The organism is Crocinitomicaceae bacterium, from assembly GCA_016708105.1.
GTDB lineage: Bacteria > Bacteroidota > Bacteroidia > Flavobacteriales_D > Crocinitomicaceae > JADJGJ01.
The window spans coordinates 363,769-380,837 of record JADJGJ010000001.1; the positions used below are offsets into that span (position 1 = coordinate 363,769).

Annotated in this window: 15 protein-coding genes; 6 read left to right on the forward strand and 9 right to left on the reverse strand. The window is 37.6% G+C overall.

From position 1 onward, the window contains the following. The first annotated feature begins 13 nt into the window (after positions 1 to 13). From IPH66_01440 to IPH66_01455, 4 genes are all read left to right on the forward strand, one after another. A complete protein-coding gene (locus tag IPH66_01440; GenBank protein ID MBK7128015.1) occupies positions 14 to 1,087 on the forward strand; it encodes a DUF4837 family protein in 1,074 nt (357 codons plus the stop codon). 119 nt (positions 1,088 to 1,206) lie between these two features. Next, positions 1,207 to 1,995, forward strand: coding sequence for a hypothetical protein (locus tag IPH66_01445; GenBank protein ID MBK7128016.1), 789 nt, complete (start codon positions 1,207 to 1,209; stop codon positions 1,993 to 1,995). Between the two features lie 226 nt (positions 1,996 to 2,221). Next, the gene (locus tag IPH66_01450) at positions 2,222 to 3,199 is read left to right on the forward strand and encodes a pyruvate dehydrogenase complex E1 component subunit beta (GenBank protein MBK7128017.1); all 978 of its coding nucleotides are present in this window, start codon (positions 2,222 to 2,224) and stop codon (positions 3,197 to 3,199) included. A 6-nt stretch (positions 3,200 to 3,205) separates the two neighbouring features. Then, on the forward strand, positions 3,206 to 4,276 hold the full coding sequence (locus IPH66_01455; GenBank protein MBK7128018.1) for a hypothetical protein: 1,071 nt from the start codon (positions 3,206 to 3,208) through the stop codon (positions 4,274 to 4,276). A 172-nt stretch (positions 4,277 to 4,448) separates the two neighbouring features. Here the strand turns inward: IPH66_01455 and IPH66_01460 are convergent, their stop codons facing one another. From IPH66_01460 to IPH66_01475, 4 genes are all read right to left on the reverse strand, one after another. Next, positions 4,449 to 5,111, reverse strand: coding sequence for a Crp/Fnr family transcriptional regulator (locus IPH66_01460; protein ID MBK7128019.1), 663 nt, complete (start codon positions 5,109 to 5,111; stop codon positions 4,449 to 4,451). A gap of 191 nt (positions 5,112 to 5,302) precedes the next feature. After that, positions 5,303 to 6,328 carry a GTP 3',8-cyclase MoaA gene (gene moaA, locus IPH66_01465; GenBank protein ID MBK7128020.1) on the reverse strand — a complete coding sequence of 342 codons (1,026 nt, stop codon included), beginning with the start codon at positions 6,326 to 6,328 and terminating at the stop codon, positions 5,303 to 5,305. Further along, on the reverse strand, positions 6,282 to 7,040 hold the full coding sequence (locus tag IPH66_01470) for a hemerythrin domain-containing protein (GenBank protein MBK7128021.1): 759 nt from the start codon (positions 7,038 to 7,040) through the stop codon (positions 6,282 to 6,284). The genes moaA and IPH66_01470 overlap by 47 nt, the downstream gene beginning before the upstream one ends. A 152-nt stretch (positions 7,041 to 7,192) precedes the next feature. Further along, positions 7,193 to 8,521 (reverse strand): alginate export family protein, encoded by a 1,329-nt coding sequence (locus tag IPH66_01475; protein MBK7128022.1) that lies wholly within the window; start codon positions 8,519 to 8,521, stop codon positions 7,193 to 7,195. Between the two features lie 317 nt (positions 8,522 to 8,838). On the opposite strand from IPH66_01475, the gene IPH66_01480 reads away from it, so the two are divergent. After that, entirely contained in the window at positions 8,839 to 9,300 is a 462-nt protein-coding gene (locus IPH66_01480; GenBank protein ID MBK7128023.1) for a hypothetical protein, read from the forward strand. Positions 9,301 to 9,361: 61 nt separating this feature from the next. Here IPH66_01480 and IPH66_01485 read toward each other — a convergent pair whose 3' ends face one another. The 3 genes from IPH66_01485 to nrdG all read right to left on the reverse strand — a co-directional run bounded on the left by IPH66_01485 (position 9,362) and on the right by nrdG (position 12,688). Then, entirely contained in the window at positions 9,362 to 10,198 is an 837-nt protein-coding gene (locus IPH66_01485; GenBank protein ID MBK7128024.1) for a hypothetical protein, read from the reverse strand. Between the two features lie 179 nt (positions 10,199 to 10,377). Continuing rightward, positions 10,378 to 12,237 carry an anaerobic ribonucleoside-triphosphate reductase gene (gene nrdD / locus IPH66_01490; GenBank protein ID MBK7128025.1) on the reverse strand — a complete coding sequence of 620 codons (1,860 nt, stop codon included), beginning with the start codon at positions 12,235 to 12,237 and terminating at the stop codon, positions 10,378 to 10,380. Further along, positions 12,218 to 12,688 carry an anaerobic ribonucleoside-triphosphate reductase activating protein gene (nrdG, locus tag IPH66_01495; protein ID MBK7128026.1) on the reverse strand — a complete coding sequence of 157 codons (471 nt, stop codon included), beginning with the start codon at positions 12,686 to 12,688 and terminating at the stop codon, positions 12,218 to 12,220. Before nrdG ends, nrdD begins: the two co-directional genes overlap by 20 nt. A gap of 523 nt (positions 12,689 to 13,211) precedes the next feature. Between nrdG and IPH66_01500 the strand changes: the two genes are divergently transcribed. Next, entirely contained in the window at positions 13,212 to 13,748 is a 537-nt protein-coding gene (locus tag IPH66_01500; protein ID MBK7128027.1) for a hypothetical protein, read from the forward strand. A gap of 25 nt (positions 13,749 to 13,773) precedes the next feature. Here IPH66_01500 and IPH66_01505 read toward each other — a convergent pair whose 3' ends face one another. Both IPH66_01505 and IPH66_01510 read right to left on the reverse strand, forming a co-directional pair. Further along, positions 13,774 to 15,594, reverse strand: a complete 1,821-nt coding sequence (locus IPH66_01505) for a T9SS type A sorting domain-containing protein (protein MBK7128028.1) — start codon at positions 15,592 to 15,594, stop codon at positions 13,774 to 13,776. 339 nt (positions 15,595 to 15,933) lie between these two features. Then, positions 15,934 to 16,935: an NAD(P)H-dependent glycerol-3-phosphate dehydrogenase gene (locus IPH66_01510; GenBank protein MBK7128029.1), complete on the reverse strand. Its 1,002-nt coding sequence runs from the start codon at positions 16,933 to 16,935 to the stop codon at positions 15,934 to 15,936. Positions 16,936 to 17,069: the final 134 nt, after the last annotated feature.

Sequence of the window (17,069 nt, forward strand, 5' to 3'; positions counted from 1 at the left end):
AAAAAAATTAGCAATGAGCAGGTATTTTTCTTTTTATCAAAGTCTTTCGGTACTTTTTATTTTTGTGTTTTTTTCTTGTGGACAGGATCTTACAAGAGAAGATCTTTTACCTAACGCAATGGGCGCTCATGGTAATATCATCTTATTGATGGAAGATAATATTTGGAATGGCCCACTGGGTGAAGCCGTGATGTATCATCTTGATCAAGACACCAAAGGCCCTGCACTGCGCTCTGAGCCTATGTTTACAGTGACCCATGTAAGACCGGAAGACTTGGATCATCTTGGACAAATGAATCGTCTGCTGCTAAAAGTTATGGTAGTAGATGATACCGTGTTTCAGGAAACTCAAGTATTGGAATTGAAAAATTATTATGCAAAGGGTCAACTTTTTGTTCTTGTAAAAGATTCTGACCCGGATAGATTGTACAGTTATATCGTAAACGAATTTGCTTATGTAACCAACATCATCAACAATTTTGAATTGAATGATTTAATTACTCATTATAAAAAAGATTACAACAAGGCTTTGCATGAACGTGCTCAAAAAAATTACGGCATATCAATTCATGTTCCATCTGATAGTCAAATACGGGTTGACTCTGCAAATTTTACCTGGGTAAAACGTGATCGTTCACGACACGTAATGGCAAACAGTGAACAAAAAAACGGTGCACAAACATACTGGATTCAACAGGGTATTTTGCTTTGGAAAAAACCATACACTGATCCTTCACAACTCACTGTAGATGGAGTTTTACGTGATCGTGATACGGTACTGAAATATCATATACCGGGCAAACTTGAGGGATCATACATGGCTACTGAAATGGATTCAGCCGTTTACCCGGTTGGTAAAATATTTACTTATGAATCTGCTTCGGCAGTTGAAATTAGAGGAATATGGAAACACGCCGGTAACCCCGCTGCGTTTGGCGGTGGACCGTTTGTGCAATATACCTTACATCATAGAGGAAGAAATGAAGTGGTTACCGTGTGCGTTTATATTTACGGACCTAATTTTGAAAAGCGTGAATATATTCGTGAAGCTGATGCCATGTTGCGCACTATTCAGTTTGTTGATTAATGATGAAGTCTGCATCTTCTCTCTTTAAATTTTCAATACTTTATTTTTCAACGATTGTTGTCTTTATAATCTGTTCTTGTAACGGAAATTCAAGCGATCAAAATTCTAACGAAGGTTCTGTGGATGATAGTATTAAAGTTGATACCTTGAATATATCATGGGATGACTTGAAATCAGATACCGCACAAGTTGGTGATGTGATCTGCATTAGAGGGTATATTGGAAACCCGGGGAACTATATCAATATCACCAACGGAAAAATGACCGTGCCTATTTTTGAACGACGCAATCAACAGGCCGGTTTCCGAATCCAACTTTCAATTCCAACGGGTACTGAACCCAATCACGTACATGATTTACCTGAAGAGTTTTTACCTGAAGATTTTAAAATTGTTTCTGCCTCAAATGAAATTCTCTCCATTGGAAATTATGTTTTTATCACCGCCCGAATTCAGTCAGATGATGTCACAAAATCTGCTTGCTATGCTGAAATTATTTCAATTGAAAAGGCAGATAATATAGATCAAATCCCCGCTCTTGACAAGGCAATTGAATTAACGGATGAAATACTATTTGACACTTCAGTGCATGCATTGTTTTGTTTTTTTGATGCGAAAATTGTTTTGCCCGAGTTGATTTTTTCTTACACAAATCAAATTACGCTTGAGCTAAAAGACTGTTCACTTGATTCTATTTCAACGTTAGCTATTCCAATTGGTGATAAACCGGGAACCATGCATGATTTGCCTGATAATTACACGGAGGATGATTTATATATTTTAGATATTCATGCAGTAAAATTGCCATACAATAAATTAATCAGAATTTACGGAACCTGGGAGCGTTTCACTTTTGACTCAAGTTTTCCGGGTTCGTTTTACGTTGAGGAATTTGAGGTTAGGATTTAGGGCTTAGCTCAGAGGGATTAAGGGAAAATAATACATTTTGCTCTAACACTCACACTGCCCTTCACAGCGGGTTCTTGGTAACAGTGCGCTTTTCAACAACTTTTTTGTAAATTTGAATCCGTTAGATAACAAAACAGATGGTTTTGCAGTATAAAGCAGATTGCTAAAGGTAAGAAGCTTGAATTTTGCACCGTCAAAAAAACAGCCCCAAAAAAAAGTAAAAAACATGAGAGTAGTTCAATTCAGAGAAGCCATACGAGAAGCCATGTCAGAAGAAATGCGCCGTGATGAACGCGTTTATCTTTTAGGAGAAGAAGTTGCCGAATATAATGGAGCTTATAAAGTGTCACAAGGCATGTTGGATGAATTTGGTGCTAAAAGAATTATTGATACGCCTATTGCTGAGCTTGGTTTTGCCGGAATTGCAGTAGGTTCTGCTATGAATGGTTTGCGTCCTATTGTGGAGTTTATGACATGGAATTTTGCCATACTTGCGGCAGATCAAATCATCAACAGCGCGGCAAAAATTTTGCAGATGTCAGGTGGTCAAATTGGTTGTCCTATCGTGTTTCGCGGTGGTAATGGAACAGCAGGACAACTTGGTGCTACGCACTCGCAGAGTTTTGAAGCCTTTTATGCTCATGTGCCTGGTTTGAAAGTTATCACTCCTTCAAATCCGTATGATGCCAAAGGTTTGATGAAGGCCGCTATTCGTGATAATGATCCGGTTGTTTTTCTTGAATCAGAAAAAATGTACGGTGACAAAGGTGAAATTCCTGACGGTGAATATATCATTCCAATTGGTGTTGCAGATATCAAACGCGCAGGAACAGATGTTACCATTGTAAGTTTTGGAAAAATTATCAAAGAGGCATATAAAGCAGCCGAGGAATTGGAGAAAGAAGGTATTTCATGTGAGATTATTGATTTGCGCACTATCCGTCCAATTGATTATGGTGCGGTGGTAAATTCAGTAAAGAAAACTAATCGCTGTGTTGTGGTTGAAGAATCATGGCCTATCGCATCAATCGCGTCTGAAATTGCTTATCATTTGCAAAATTATGCATTTGATTATTTAGATGCCCCTGTAAAAAGAGTGATGCAATCTGATACGCCATTTCCTTTTTCTCCAAGTCTGATGCCTGAAGCTTTGCCTAATCCTGCGCGGATTATTGCTGCTGTAAAATCAGTATGTTATAAATAATTTCTAATGGAAAACCGGTTGGCAAACCTGATTCAACACGCCACCGTTCCGCCGGAATCTGTCATTGAATTATTGAAGAATACACTCATTGGTACTGAGGGTTCCAAGTATCAGTTATTGGATACATCAAGTCGCATTCATCAATTGGATTGTCCGCATTTTTTTTATCTTGAAAGAAATAAAAAAGCGATTGGTACAGTCACTATTTGTGAGCGTCAGGTTACACTAGGCCAAACAACAAGAACTGCTTTATATTTGCGCTATTTTGCATTTGACAAAATAGTTCAGGGATCATCAGATAAAGTACGTGAACGCAATTCTGTTTTTGATCAATATTGGAAAAAATTATTTCAAACCGGTCAACTTGGCGATAGCGAAACAGAAGAAAAAAACACCTTTTTTTGGGGATACATTGATCCACAGAATCTCCGATCATTCCGCATGAATGAGCGTTTTGGGTTTGAATCTGCAGGTACATTTACCATCACCGCTTTTTCTAGATTTTACCCAAAAAAGTCAGATCAGGTGAGTAGAATTAAATCGGATGAAAAAGAAGAAGTTCTCAGGCATCTTCTAAATTTTTACAAGGGATTTAATTTCTTCAGTACTGCCCATTTATTTGAACAAGACAATTATTTTGTTCTGAAAGATCAAGGAAAAATTATAGCCGGAATTCAGATATTTCACGCCGGATATAAGGTAGTTTCATTACCCGGTCGTACGGGAAAATTATTGGTGAAAATTTTACCCCGCGTGCCATGGTTAAGGAAGATATTTAATCCTGAAAATTTTAGATTTTTAGCCACGGAGGGAATTTTCTGGTTACCGGGTCACGAAAAAAAAGTTGAAGTTTTACTTGAGGCTGTGCTTGCACAAAATGAGTTGAACACCTTACTCATGTATGAAGATCAACGCGCAGATAAAATTAAATCACTCAGACTAAGAACAGGACTACTTCAAAAACTAAAAAAAAATAATGAGATTCATATTGTAGTCCGTCCAGTTAATTTGAATGAATCAGAGTATCATCATCTCATGAATAATCCGGTTTACCTCAGTGGTTTTGACATGGTTTGAAGCAGGAAGATTATTTTACAGATTCATTTTACGCCATGGCTTTCCTCCCTCAAGGGAGAATTAAGGAGGGTGACAGCAATACTACATTAACAACAATGCTTCAGAGTTTATTCTGCGACATACGGTCACCCTCCTCTGTCCTCCCTCAAGGGAAGAAGAATTTGATTTTTATCTATGCAATTTCAGCGGTAAGGGCAATTTTTTTCAACCGATCGAAATCTTTTACAAGAATAGTTTTATTGTCGGTGTCAATGATACCTGAATGTTTTAAATCTGCAATTGCGCGTATGGTACTTTCATAAGTTGTTACGGCACGGTTGGCATAATCTTGTCGGCTGATGGTGTAATTTAGTTTGCCGGTTTTGTTATTCATACCAAACGCTTCACAATTCATCAAGATGGCATTTGCTACACGATTCACAACAGGAAGGTGCATGGTTTTTTCTTCAGAATGTCTGAGATCTTCTGCAAACAAAGTCATGAGCCGATAACTGAATTCAGGATTATTTTTTGCCATTAATTCAAAGGTGTATCTTGGAATAAAAAGCAATTTCGTGTCTTCAAGAGCGGTGGCAGTTACACGGTAAATCCAGTCTCCGCCAACACCACGATGTCCAAGAATATCATTGTCACCGGCCAGCCGCACGAGTGATTCAGTACCCGTTGAGTCTTTGGCGGTAACTTTAATTTTACCGGAAATAATTTCGTAAATACCTAAAGCCGTATCGCCGGCGTTGAAGATATTTTCTTTGGCCTTCACCGTAATTTTTTTACTCTCACGGTTCAAAAGCTCAAGCCATTGCCCGGTGCAGGTTTCTCTTATCAAACTTCTCATTGTTTAACTCGGATGTAGGGGGTTAACAATTCTATACGCTCTTCAAATTTAAGAAGTTGAGAAACCAAATAAACTGATTTAAATCATCATTCTACCTAACCAAAAATGAGATAGTAAAATTAATGTGACGCAAAAACATCAACCAAGTGCAAGGTTGCAAGTCAAAGAGAAGTAAATTATTTTCCTTCGGGTTAACCTCCAATGCTAGTCATTGTGCGGTTAGCTGAAAGTTTTTGAATGCTCTCAGGATTTTGAAAAGAATCAATTCCTCCTCTTTCTTTCTTTTTATTCAGGATAGCATCAACAATCATTGGCGTAATGTCTTGATTGGAACGCAATGCACTTAAAAGATCAGTTTCCGTTTGTGAGAAAAGACAATTTTTTATTCTTCCATCTGCCGTCAATCTGATGCGGTTGCATGAATCACAAAAAGGATTTGTTACACTGCTGATAACTCCAAATGAGCCGGCAAAATTTTTAATGCGGAAATTTTTTGTGGTATCATGATTTTTTGCGGGTAAGGCTTCAAGTTCTTCTATACCAAATTCAGTGCGCACGGCATCTAAAATTTCACGCAGAGATACCTTTTTTTCCCAGTTCCAATTGTTGCCGTCAAATGGCATAAACTCAATAAATCTAACCTGAACGGGAAAATCTTTGGTCCATTTAATAAAGTCAACAATTTCATCATCATTCACACCGCGCATCACCACGGCATTGATTTTTGTATTGAATCCTTCTCTCACCAGCAATTGAATATTTGACATGATGCGGTCATAATAATTTCTGCGGGATATTTTTTCAAATTTTTCGCGTTGCAAAGAATCCAAACTGACGTTCACATTTTTTAATCCGGCGGCTTTGAAATCATCTATGTATTCATCAACCAATATTCCGTTAGTTGTTATAGCTAATTCAATGGGCAGTTTAGAAAGATCAGCAAGAATAGATCTGAAATTCTTTTTTATTAATGGTTCTCCACCTGTGAGTCTGATTTTTTTCACTCCCATTTGAACAAAGCGTGTGGCAATGGCAACCGTTTCTTCAGCTGACATGAATTCACTTTTTTCACGCAGCGGAATGCCTTCTTCAGGCATACAATAGAAACAACGGAGATTACACCGCTCAGTGAGCGATATTCTCAAATAATCATGCACACGACCGAATTGATCAGTGATCGTGGTGATCGTGGTGATGTGTTTCGTCTGGTTCTGCATGTTTCATTTTTTCGTGAATGGCATTCAGTTCTTCTGTAGTAAATAATTTTTGAGCCATTGGCAATACCGTGTTGTCTTCTCTGAACACATGTAATTTAAGTAGCTCAACCAATTCTTTTCCGTTGTGGAATGCAATGTCAAGCACCAAGTAACGTGAGTGCCCATCCGGTAGTCGTGCGGCTAAACCAAGGAAATTAAAAATGAGCGAGCCCAATTGTATAAATTTCACGTGGTCATCTTCCATCAAATCTACTGCGGTGATATTGTCTATTCCATGTTCACCATCTTTAATCATACGCTCATTTAGTTCAGGGAACAAATAGCGCTCTTCTTTTTTATTGTGAGGTAAAATATGGCTGTCAAAATAATTGAAGAATTTATTAAACACCACGTTAGTTTCATTGCTAAGAATGTATTTAGATTCTTTGAAATGGTTGAGTGCAGCATCAAATTCGTTTAATATTTGAAGTAATTCTTTATGCTCATCAATAAACACGTTGATAACAGGGTTGAGGTTATTCATGTCAACTCCTTTAACTCTTACTCTTTCCAAATTATATGCATCAGGTGGATCCATTGGAGAAAATTCTTCCATGTTTTCATCCTTCACAGCGTTGCGTATGATTGGATCTTCTTCATTAAGTTTTTTCTTAATTTCTTTCTCAGTGGCTTTGCCGTCAATGCGTTTGCCGTCTTTATCAATAATTTTCATACTAAATAGTTGTCCTTAAAGCGTTATGTCCGGCTGTAAATATCGGTACTATTTTTTATATGAAATCATGATTTATATCAGAAAGCTTTTTCAAGGCAAAAAAAAAGGGCCGGCATAACCGACCCTCGTTTGCATCGTAATCTATCGTTAATCTAAGGTTTTTGTTCAAAAAGTACTGGTTTGAAGATTATTGAAACATAAGCCCAATTTGAAATTGCATCTAAATCACCTCCTTTTAAGGCTACCATAGTTTCAGTTCCCAACATATGTGAGTAACCAAAAGCACAACGCACGCCAGGTGTTAATTGTACATTTCCTGTAAAGTCTATTTCAGTTCCCAAATATGGACTCATAGCTGTGTAATTGTAATTACCCAAGGTATCAACATCATTTTTGTCTAATACATTTGACTGCGCCATGAAGATGTGACCGGCTAACTCAAAGCTATATTTCTCTTTTTTGAATTCAACTCCAAAATATGCATCATTCAAACCAACAGAACCAATGTGGTTACCTACATAAAAATAATCCATGAAACCGTTGAATTTGTGATTGGTTCCGAAATAAGGATTGAAAGCGTGTTGTACATTTTTATATGACGTGGTTGTATCAGTTTGGCTGTTTCCTGAAATCATTTCAAATCCAACAAAAGCTTTAATCGGATCTTTGATTTGATAAGCGAAATCAAGATTAGCCAAGTAACCGCTTATAGATTTTGCCGGCCAACCATTGGTACTTCCCATTTGATAATAAAGGTTAGAACTCAAACTGATTTTACCTTTTTTAAATACCGGACGTACCCCTGCTGTCAAAGAATAGTTGTCATGGCGATCAGCTTGACCAAGGGTATTGGTAAAGTTCACTTGCTGTCCAACACCTAACGCCAATACGCTGAAATTAAATGCATCGTTCACTTTATAATTTGCCCAACCATAAATCATAGATTTATAACTTTTTGCAACTGTATAGTTAGTTGTATTATTTTGTTGTGCATCTTGATTGTAGGCACCACCAAAATCAAATTTTAATTTTTCATTTTTAAACTGAATCAACAAAGCGTCATGACTACGTGCTTGTTGAGCCCATTCAACATTCCCTAAAATACGGTGATCATCATAGACTAATTCTTGACGCCCAAATTTTAATGCCCAATGATCATTTAAACGGGCTAAGCCCCATGCTTCATGAACTGACACTCCGTAGTCTTCATTGGTAACTAATTGACTTTGGCTACCCCAAACGCGCACATCTTGTAATGCAACTTTGAATTCAACTCTTTCAGCTTTGTAATCAAAGTTGATTCGTGTACGTTGGTCAACAAATGCCCCGGCATCCATTGCTGAATCTGACAGTGTTTGGAATCCATGTCTGTATTCAAAGCGTGGTCTTACTTCTCCAGAGATTTTAAATTGACCAAATGCTCCTGATGCAGACAAGGTCAGCCCGGCAACCATGGCAGCTATTCTGATTTTTGTTTTCATAGATGTAGATATTAATTGTGTATCGTTGGGACAAAGTTCAGTTGCATGAGTAGGGCAAAACATGAGGAGAAACAGTTTTTTTAAAACCTGATTTTGTTCAGTATTTTTTACTATTAATTCAACCTAATCAAACTCTTGTAATTCGTTGATTAGCGCGGATTGCGCTTTGTTAAACAAACAGATGTCATCTTTTTTTCTGAAAATTATCAGCATCAAGATTTTGTGTGTTGAATGCATTCAATAGCGTTGCATGCTGAACCTGTCATTTTGGGATTAAGGGATTAAGCGCTATCTTTGAAACAATTATTGAGACAACTATGAACAATCAACAAGTATTGACAGAGGGCACAGTTCAAAGCAGTGAACTAGTGAATGAAACATTTGAATTCTGGCTTCATGATCATGAACACATACGCAGTCCTTTTCCGGCATATATTCATAATGATTTGAGAAGAATAGCAACTGAGCGTTTTTTCAATTGGGCAAAAAATCTAAAAGATGCTGCAAAAGATGAAATGAACGATGAGATGATTGGTGAAAAATTTGAAGAAATTATTTTTGATGTTGCCACAGCACTTGTGCTTACTGAAGATGAAAAGGTCACTATTCTTTATCCGTTTCTTCCACGCACGGGTGATAAAATTATGGATGAAAATCAACGTGAGGGAATTGTAACTGACCGCGTAATTGAGCGCACCGGAGATAAATCTTTTTTACGCGTTAAATTAGTGCGTGATGATAATTCATCTTGGACAACCAGTTTTGAATTGCCATTGTAATTTTTTCAATTGTATTGCTGAAATAATAATTCTACACTTCGGCAGATATATTCCTTTTGCGTTATTGCGTGATACCGGTTACTGAAAAAACATCAGCGCCATTTGCACGCATTAATATTTGAGCATCATAATCTCCCATCAAACTATTACCCATGAAGTTGAGATCCCAGCTGGTTGGATTTTTAAACCATTCGGCTACATTCATTTCTAAACTGATTGTCGCATCTTTAGAAAGATCAAATGCTGTAACAGGAATTTTCACCCAAATATGATTTTCGTGAAAAATGGTATCGGTTACTGTAATTTCACGCACTGTACTTCCTGCATGATAGGCGTAAATAGTCGTGTCAGTGCTAGTTTCAATAAACCTTCCTTCTAATTGTAAGTGATGGTATCCACCGCCTAATGATTCTGGCCAGTTCCAGTTAAGTGCATTCAAATCACTATACGCACCTGAAACATTATCATCTTGTGTAAATCCAATATTAAAACCAATGGCATTATACGCATCAAACGGAATTTTTTCTGCAACATTCTGTGATAATGAAGATGTTGAACTGATGTCAACATAATGGTACGCATCAGTCATTACACTATCTCCGTTTGCTTTATAAAAACGCAGATCAGAAATATGATAAATCAGTTTGGTTATGCTCATCACATTGCCTTGTTCATTAGAATAAATCAAATCATCAAATAAAGATGAGTTGACTGCGCCTGCATCAAAAACATGAGAAAAATTCAACGTGATTACTGATCCTTCAGGATAAATACAAGAGCCATCATCTTTCTTTGCTTTTTCACTATAGTTCAGGGCATCAGTATCAGTGCACCCTTTGCGATTGCATGAAGCAGCAAGAATACCCACGATGGAGATTAAAAAAATTCGACGTAACATAAGCGAGTAGTTTTTGCTAAGTTACGAATACAAACGTCAGATTGCAATGATTATTATCAGCGGAGAGAAGGAGTGGTGTCCCAAACGGAGTTCATAAAAAAAAGAAGTTACCCCGTTAACTGCAGCAACCTAACCCCAATTGCTTACAGTGCAGGGTAACTTATCTCTTTTTAATTATATTATTCGTTTATGGTAACGTTGGTTTTATTTGCAGCCTGCAGAATTTGTTCACGGCGCAAAGTGGTTCCTTCGTTTTGTTTTTGCTGATCCAAATGGTAATGTCTGAGGTCATGCTCTTTTTGTCGTGCAGCACTGAAATTAGTTACGCGTTTCAGGTATCCGATTACACGGGTTGCATAGTCCACATCTTTTGAATTACATTTTGTGCAACGTTGTTTTGTTTCTTTATCAATGTGGTTACATGAATTACAGATCGTAATTTTAATGTTGAAGCAGAAATAATTACATCCGGTGCGTGCAGCAATTTCAAGTAATTTCTGAAACTGTTCTTGTGTACCGTATGATTCAAGATTCATGTGTAGTGCAGAACCTCCATCAAGATATTGAATAATTTCTTTACCGTGTAGAACAAATTTATCCAGCATGTTTGTATTATCATCTTCTACTACATAGAAATAGGAGTTGTAACAATCACGTGTCACTTTGTATCCATCTTTGCGATCCCAGGATGCATTTTTTACACCTAGGTTTTCAGCCGGCACAAATTCAGTATTGAACATGTAACCAAATTTTTGTTTAGCTTCTTTGTTACTGTCGTAAATTACTTTTAATTGAGAAGACACAAAGTGTTTGTACTCATCGTTGTTTGAGGCTTCAATTCCAAGACTTTCCGCAGCTTCAACCATTCCATTAATACCAATGGTAAGGAACTGTTTGTCCAGCGAAATTAATCCTGCTGAGTAAACAGGTAACATATTGGCAGCTTCATATTCACCCACCAGTTTTCTGAAGGCCACCTGGTATTTCTGAATTTTTTCAACTTCTTTTTTAAGGTCGCGTTTATCTTGCACCAGACGATTCATGTTGAGAGTAATCACATTGATTGATCCGGTAGAAACTCCACCTGCACCTAAACTATAGCTGAATGTATTGTCGGCAATTTCATTTCTCAAACGACAGCATGACGCTAAACTGTCTGCACTTTCAGACTGATAAACAAAAAACGCATTTCCTTCACTGAGTTCTTTGGCGCAGAACAATGAGAATTGTTTGTCTTTTGGTTTTCCTTCTGCTACCAACATGGCTGCCGTAACAACCGGAAAAGTAAGTACAGCTTTTGTACGTTCTTGATTGAACCAGTTCATGAAAAACTCTTGCAACCCACGCACACTTTCCCATTCTGGTTTAGTCATGTCAGGGAAAACAAAATTTCCAAACATGCTATCAAAATAGTATTGGTCGTAAATAGAGATATTCCAGAAAACAGATTGATAACCTCGGGCAGCCGCAGGTTGATTCACGGCGTACACTACGTGTTGCAAGTGATTTTTAATCTGTTTGCCGTGTGTGTTAATATAATCTGCTCCGTAATCTTTGCGTGCAAAATGATCAAAGTATAAGAGAAATTCAACCGTTGCAAGTGCACCAGCAAACTGAGAACTCACAGCAAAAACAAGGTTTACAAAAGAACCGCAAAAGCTTTCAAGATGTTCAGGTGCTTTGCTTTCACCACCAAGTTTTGTTAAACCATCAAGCAAAAAAGGATACATACTGATAGATGCACAATATGGTTTGAGTGATGTTTCATCATGAACATAAATTTCATGATCTTCAATCTGACGGAGGTATTCATCACCCAGTTCAGGGCCAAAAAGTTCAGTAATTTTATTGTAAACCAAGGTGCGGTTAACTTGCACGTTAATGTCTTTATTCAACTCAGCTTCCATCGTTGCAATATTTTTGGAAGACACGTTGGCATTTGCATCCATGGTAGAACCGGTCGCAGCGTTTTCAGCTTTGATATAGTTGTTGATGAAATTAATTTTGTCTTGAATCTGGTTAGGTGTTAATCGTATCATAGGTGCCTTTATAAAATAAATGATTTAGTTTTTTTCCGGTCTCAGTTTCAATAAACCGTTGGTTTGTGAACGGGTTATTCAAGCCGCCTGATTCTTCTATCCAAGGACCGGTTTTCAGGTAGGTGAGATGTTTTTTAATTCGTGCCGGCACATCATCAAGACCGGTGTACAAACAAGTTTTTAAACCGCGTTCACGTGCAAGCATCAGATATTCTGAAAGCAAATCCTCGTGCCATTCACCACCCATAAACAAAATGCAGGTGATCATTCCGTCATAGGTGTCTAATTTTTGCAGATAGGTTTCTCTGTCTAAAAAATTTCCGGCAGATTCTTTCCACAAAAAAGGTGAGTGACATCCTTCACAGCGCAGGGTACATCCACATATAGAGAAGCATAGGCTGATTTCATCAGGCACTTCTGTTAACACGATATCTGCTTTGTAGTAACGCACGGTTAAAAAATTGGGTTCTCCAAAAATAGATTACTCCTATACAGAAAAAACATGTCTGCATACTGCAATTCAACATTTGCCATGTGTACAAGTTTTGTTGATTTGGCTTATTCTCAGCACCAGCAAAAGAAAATGAGTAGGCCTGTTTTTGCAATCATCGCATGGTATGATTCAGATCATTGACTTGTGTTTTTTGCAGCATTCATAAGTCATGTAGACTGTGTGGTGGAGTACTTGCATTCAAATAAATTATTATCAACAAATGAAGGTTCGTCTGTTGAAATTGAAAGTTGGTAGTTTGGCATGATAGTTTCGGATAATTTATTAATGCGAGGTTAGGGCTTAGGGAATAGGATTTAGGATTTCAGGATTTTGGGAATTGGAATAGCTTTAATATCTATGGGGCATGGGGTACTACTTATGCTTAAAAAAAGGTTGATGAATCATCGCTTCAATTAGTGAAAAGTGAAAATGATGTTCTTTCCTCTCTTTTATAAAAAATCAAAATGTGTATATTCACTTCATGAATAGAGCGTATCAAAATATAGATGAAGGGAGAGCCATCTATAAACCACTAAAAAAATTTGAGAAATTAGATTTCTATTTTTTAGCAGCACTTCTGCTACTGATTTTATTAGGAACATTTAATATTCGTATTGCCGGAATGTTTATGCTGGTTTTTTGCGGCATGTTATCCTTGCTTTATTTTTTTACTTCGATGCTAAAACCTGAGCAGTCAGAGCATGAGAAGTTTGCATCATTCATTACTAAGTTGGGCGGTATGGCTTCAGCTATTTCACTTGTTGGTATACAGTTTGAATATATGTCTTGGGAAATGGCTGACCGCATCTTAATTGGAGGTGGTCTTGCTTTACTTGTGTGGTTAATTTTCAGATTGATGTTCAGAACAACCAATACCAATTTTCAGCAGTGGATGAATAGGGTGAGTCTTCGTGCTATTTTATTAATTGGTCTAACCGCTATGTATTATTTCGTTCCGGATGAAACACTGATTGAAGCCGGTTTGAAAAAAGAAAAAGTTGAGCGGGAAAATTTTTAGGAGCGTATCAAAACATTTCCGTCAGTCAATTCATCCCAAGTTTCCCTTTAATCAAACCGTGTGATGAGTTAACTTCATAAAAATAGACGCCTGCCGGAATGTTCAAATAAATTTTCTGTGTTCCGGTTTCAATTTGACCTTGGTAAATTAATTTGCCATGCATATTATAGAGCATAAGTGAAATTATTTCTTGCTCATCATTATTTACCGTGATTACCCCTGTTTGAAACGCATCTGCAAAAACATCCACTTTAGTTACGTTACTTTCTGAATCAAATCCAACTTGACCAACATAAACGGTATCAGTGATAATACACCCATGAGCATCTTCTGCGGTAATGAGATACAATCCGGTGGTTGATACATCAACAGAATCACCCGTGAAATTTGCCATGTCTCCAAGATAAGTCCATGTGTAATCGTACGGTGCAGTTCCGCCGGATACATTGCAGAAAACACTTGCGTTACCACCCGGCGAATAAGGTGTACTTCCTACCGACGTAAAATAAAATTCACCCGGAAAAAGTGCAATGTCAAATGTACGTGAACAGCCATTCATATCATTTATCGTAAGCGTGTAATCTCCGCCATTAATATTTAAATTTTCGTTTGCACCAATACCATTAATATTGTTCGGGTCAGGATTCCAGTAATAGCCAATACCCCCATAAAGTCCAAAATATCCTGCTACTGTGTCAATCACAATGTATCCATCACCATCATCCCAACAGTTAAGGTTTTGGGTTGAGTAGGTGATATCAATGATGTCCGGATCGTCAACATAAGCTGAGTCGTATCCAATGCATCCGTTATTATCGGTTAATTGAATAAAGTACCAACCTTGAGCAAGCATATGAATTTCAGTAATAATTGGAAGATTTATCTGTGCTCCAGATGCGTTGGTCATAATCACGCTGATTGGATTACTTGCACCTGGCCATGAATTTAAAATTACTGCACCATCACTAAATCCGTAACAGTTGGGATTTGTTACCGTGAAATTTAACTTGATAGGATCAGGCTCCACCACGACAAAATTTTGTGACCATGCACAACCTTCCTGATCTACAACAGCTACAACCCAATTGCCGCCGCTTAATCCTGAAACGGCATCTCCTTGTCCTGCATTAATTATTTCTTGCTCATAAATACCATCTGCATTATACCAGTATACGTCATAAGGTGGAGTGATGCCTCCGTTGGTATTTATAAATTCTGCCCCTGAAGTTGAATCACTAAAACAAGTCAATGTATCTACTGAAGTAAATATAAAATCTGCTGTAACGTTGTTTGTATTCAGTCCGACAAACACTGCAGTATCTAGCACACAACCATTCGTATTTTCTATGTGAACAAAATAATAAATACCTCCGCTTAAGTTTGAGAATGAATTTATACCGGATGGACCTGCAGAATAATCAGCTCCGGATAATGAATAAGTCCAAAGCGGGGAATCAGGTAAAATTTGAATCAATCCATTTGCCCCTGATACAGATGGACAATTTGTTGCATCGGTAATGTTAATTGAAGATGGTAAGATTTCATCTACTTCAATCAAACATGAATCAAGAACCGTGAAACATTCATCTGTTATTTCAAGATAACACCAGACTGTTGTATCCGTAGTCACTTCAATGTTATTATCAGCACCAGAAAAAGGGAACCAATTGTATGATACGTTTCCAACAGAACCAGATACAAACGCAATAGGAAATGCAGTTTCACCCGGGCATATCGTGTAGGTGTTTTGAGTGAATAAAATTACAGGTTCATCATCGCAGTTTTGTGCCAAAGAAAATGCAGAAAGAAAAATTACAACGGAGAATAGCGCAATGCTTTTTTTCATAAGAGGGATTTATTGCAAGACGCAGAATCAGATGAGTAAGTGACGTGAAGTGGTGTTTTTTTCCTCACTCCTCTTTCCTCTCTCCAAAGGAAAGAGGAAGTGACGTTAGTTCGCACTTTTCGGAAACTCGTGTGCAGTGGCCTTCCTCTCCTTTGGAGTGGACTGAGGAGAGGAAATGAAGTGACGTGAGTTCGCACTTTTCGGAAACTCGTGTGCATTGACCTTCCTCTCCTTGGAGAGGACTGAGGAGAGGAAATGAAGAGACGTTAGTTTACCCTTTTTGTAAACCCTTTTGAATTTTTCCTAAGTCCTCTGCCCTAAGCCCTAAGTCCTAACCCCTCAAGAAAGCTTATCACTCAACAAACGGATTTCAATAACAGGAGAAATTTTTTCGTAGATGATATTATTTACTGCCTCAAGAATGGGCATTTCAACAGAATATTCTTTGTTGATTTCAACTACACATTTTGTTGCATAATATCCTTCAGCAATCATATCCATTTCCATTTGTGCAATTTTTACAGAGTAACCTTTGCCCACCATCATACCAAAAGTACGATTGCGAGAAAACTTGGAATAGGCGGTTACCAGCAAGTCACCCAAATAGGCAGATGATTTTACGTCACGGTGAATTGGACTGACTTCATCAATGAAATTTTCAATTTCCTGAATGGCGTTTGCAATGAGAACTGAGATAAAATTGTCACCATAGCCAAGCCCCGAACAAATACCGGCAGCAATGGCATAGACATTTTTCAATACGGCTGAAAATTCGGTTCCAAAAATATCGTCAGACAAAGTGGTTTTGATAAACCGCGTTTCAAGACGGCTTGCCATGTATTTTGCGTGGCGTTCATCTTGACAGGCAATAGTTAGATAGGATAATCTTTCTAAAGCAACTTCTTCAGCATGACATGGTCCACAGATGATTCCAATTTTTTCATACGGCACGCCAAGATGCTCATGATAAAATTGTCCGGGAATTTTATTCAGTTCAGGAATGATACCTTTTACTGCAGAAAAAATGATTTTGTCTTTGAATAATTCTTTAGGCAAATCTTTCAGTGTATTGTAAAGAAAAGCAGATGGCGTGGCAATGATAATATAATCAGCCGGAAAAATTACTTCACGCAAGTCAGTTGAGATATTGATACGATCAACATCAAATTCTACTGATTGCAAATATTTAGGATTGTGTCGGTATTTTAGGATATGCGCTGCCGAACTTTCATTATGCATCCACCAATACACAGGTTGTTGCTGTGATGTAAGCATTTTCATAATGGCCGTTGCCCAGCTTCCGCCTCCTATGACTGCTATTTTCTTTTCCGGTGTGGTCATGTCTGGTAAACAAATTTAGAAAATTCTACCAATTCAGCTATTCTATCAGCCGTATTGATTGAGATATATGGGTTTCGACCTTAGAAACCAATTCTTTAATAAATAGTTAAAGTTCAGATATTTTTTTGCCGACT

Coding starts and splice junctions, on each gene's coding strand:
- IPH66_01440 (MBK7128015.1), top strand. CDS start 14: ATGAGCAGGTATTTTTCTTTTTATCAAAGTCTTTCGGTACTTTTTATT.
- IPH66_01450 (MBK7128017.1), top strand. CDS start 2,222: ATGAGAGTAGTTCAATTCAGAGAAGCCATACGAGAAGCCATGTCAGAA.
- IPH66_01455 (MBK7128018.1), top strand. CDS start 3,206: ATGGAAAACCGGTTGGCAAACCTGATTCAACACGCCACCGTTCCGCCG.
- IPH66_01460 (MBK7128019.1), bottom strand. CDS start 5,111: ATGAGAAGTTTGATAAGAGAAACCTGCACCGGGCAATGGCTTGAGCTT.
- moaA (MBK7128020.1), bottom strand. CDS start 6,328: ATGCAGAACCAGACGAAACACATCACCACGATCACCACGATCACTGAT.
- IPH66_01470 (MBK7128021.1), bottom strand. CDS start 7,040: ATGAAAATTATTGATAAAGACGGCAAACGCATTGACGGCAAAGCCACT.
- IPH66_01475 (MBK7128022.1), bottom strand. CDS start 8,521: ATGAAAACAAAAATCAGAATAGCTGCCATGGTTGCCGGGCTGACCTTG.
- IPH66_01480 (MBK7128023.1), top strand. CDS start 8,839: ATGAACAATCAACAAGTATTGACAGAGGGCACAGTTCAAAGCAGTGAA.
- IPH66_01485 (MBK7128024.1), bottom strand. CDS start 10,198: ATGTTACGTCGAATTTTTTTAATCTCCATCGTGGGTATTCTTGCTGCT.
- nrdD (MBK7128025.1), bottom strand. CDS start 12,237: ATGATACGATTAACACCTAACCAGATTCAAGACAAAATTAATTTCATC.
- IPH66_01500 (MBK7128027.1), top strand. CDS start 13,212: ATGAATAGAGCGTATCAAAATATAGATGAAGGGAGAGCCATCTATAAA.
- IPH66_01505 (MBK7128028.1), bottom strand. CDS start 15,594: ATGAAAAAAAGCATTGCGCTATTCTCCGTTGTAATTTTTCTTTCTGCA.
- IPH66_01510 (MBK7128029.1), bottom strand. CDS start 16,935: ATGACCACACCGGAAAAGAAAATAGCAGTCATAGGAGGCGGAAGCTGG.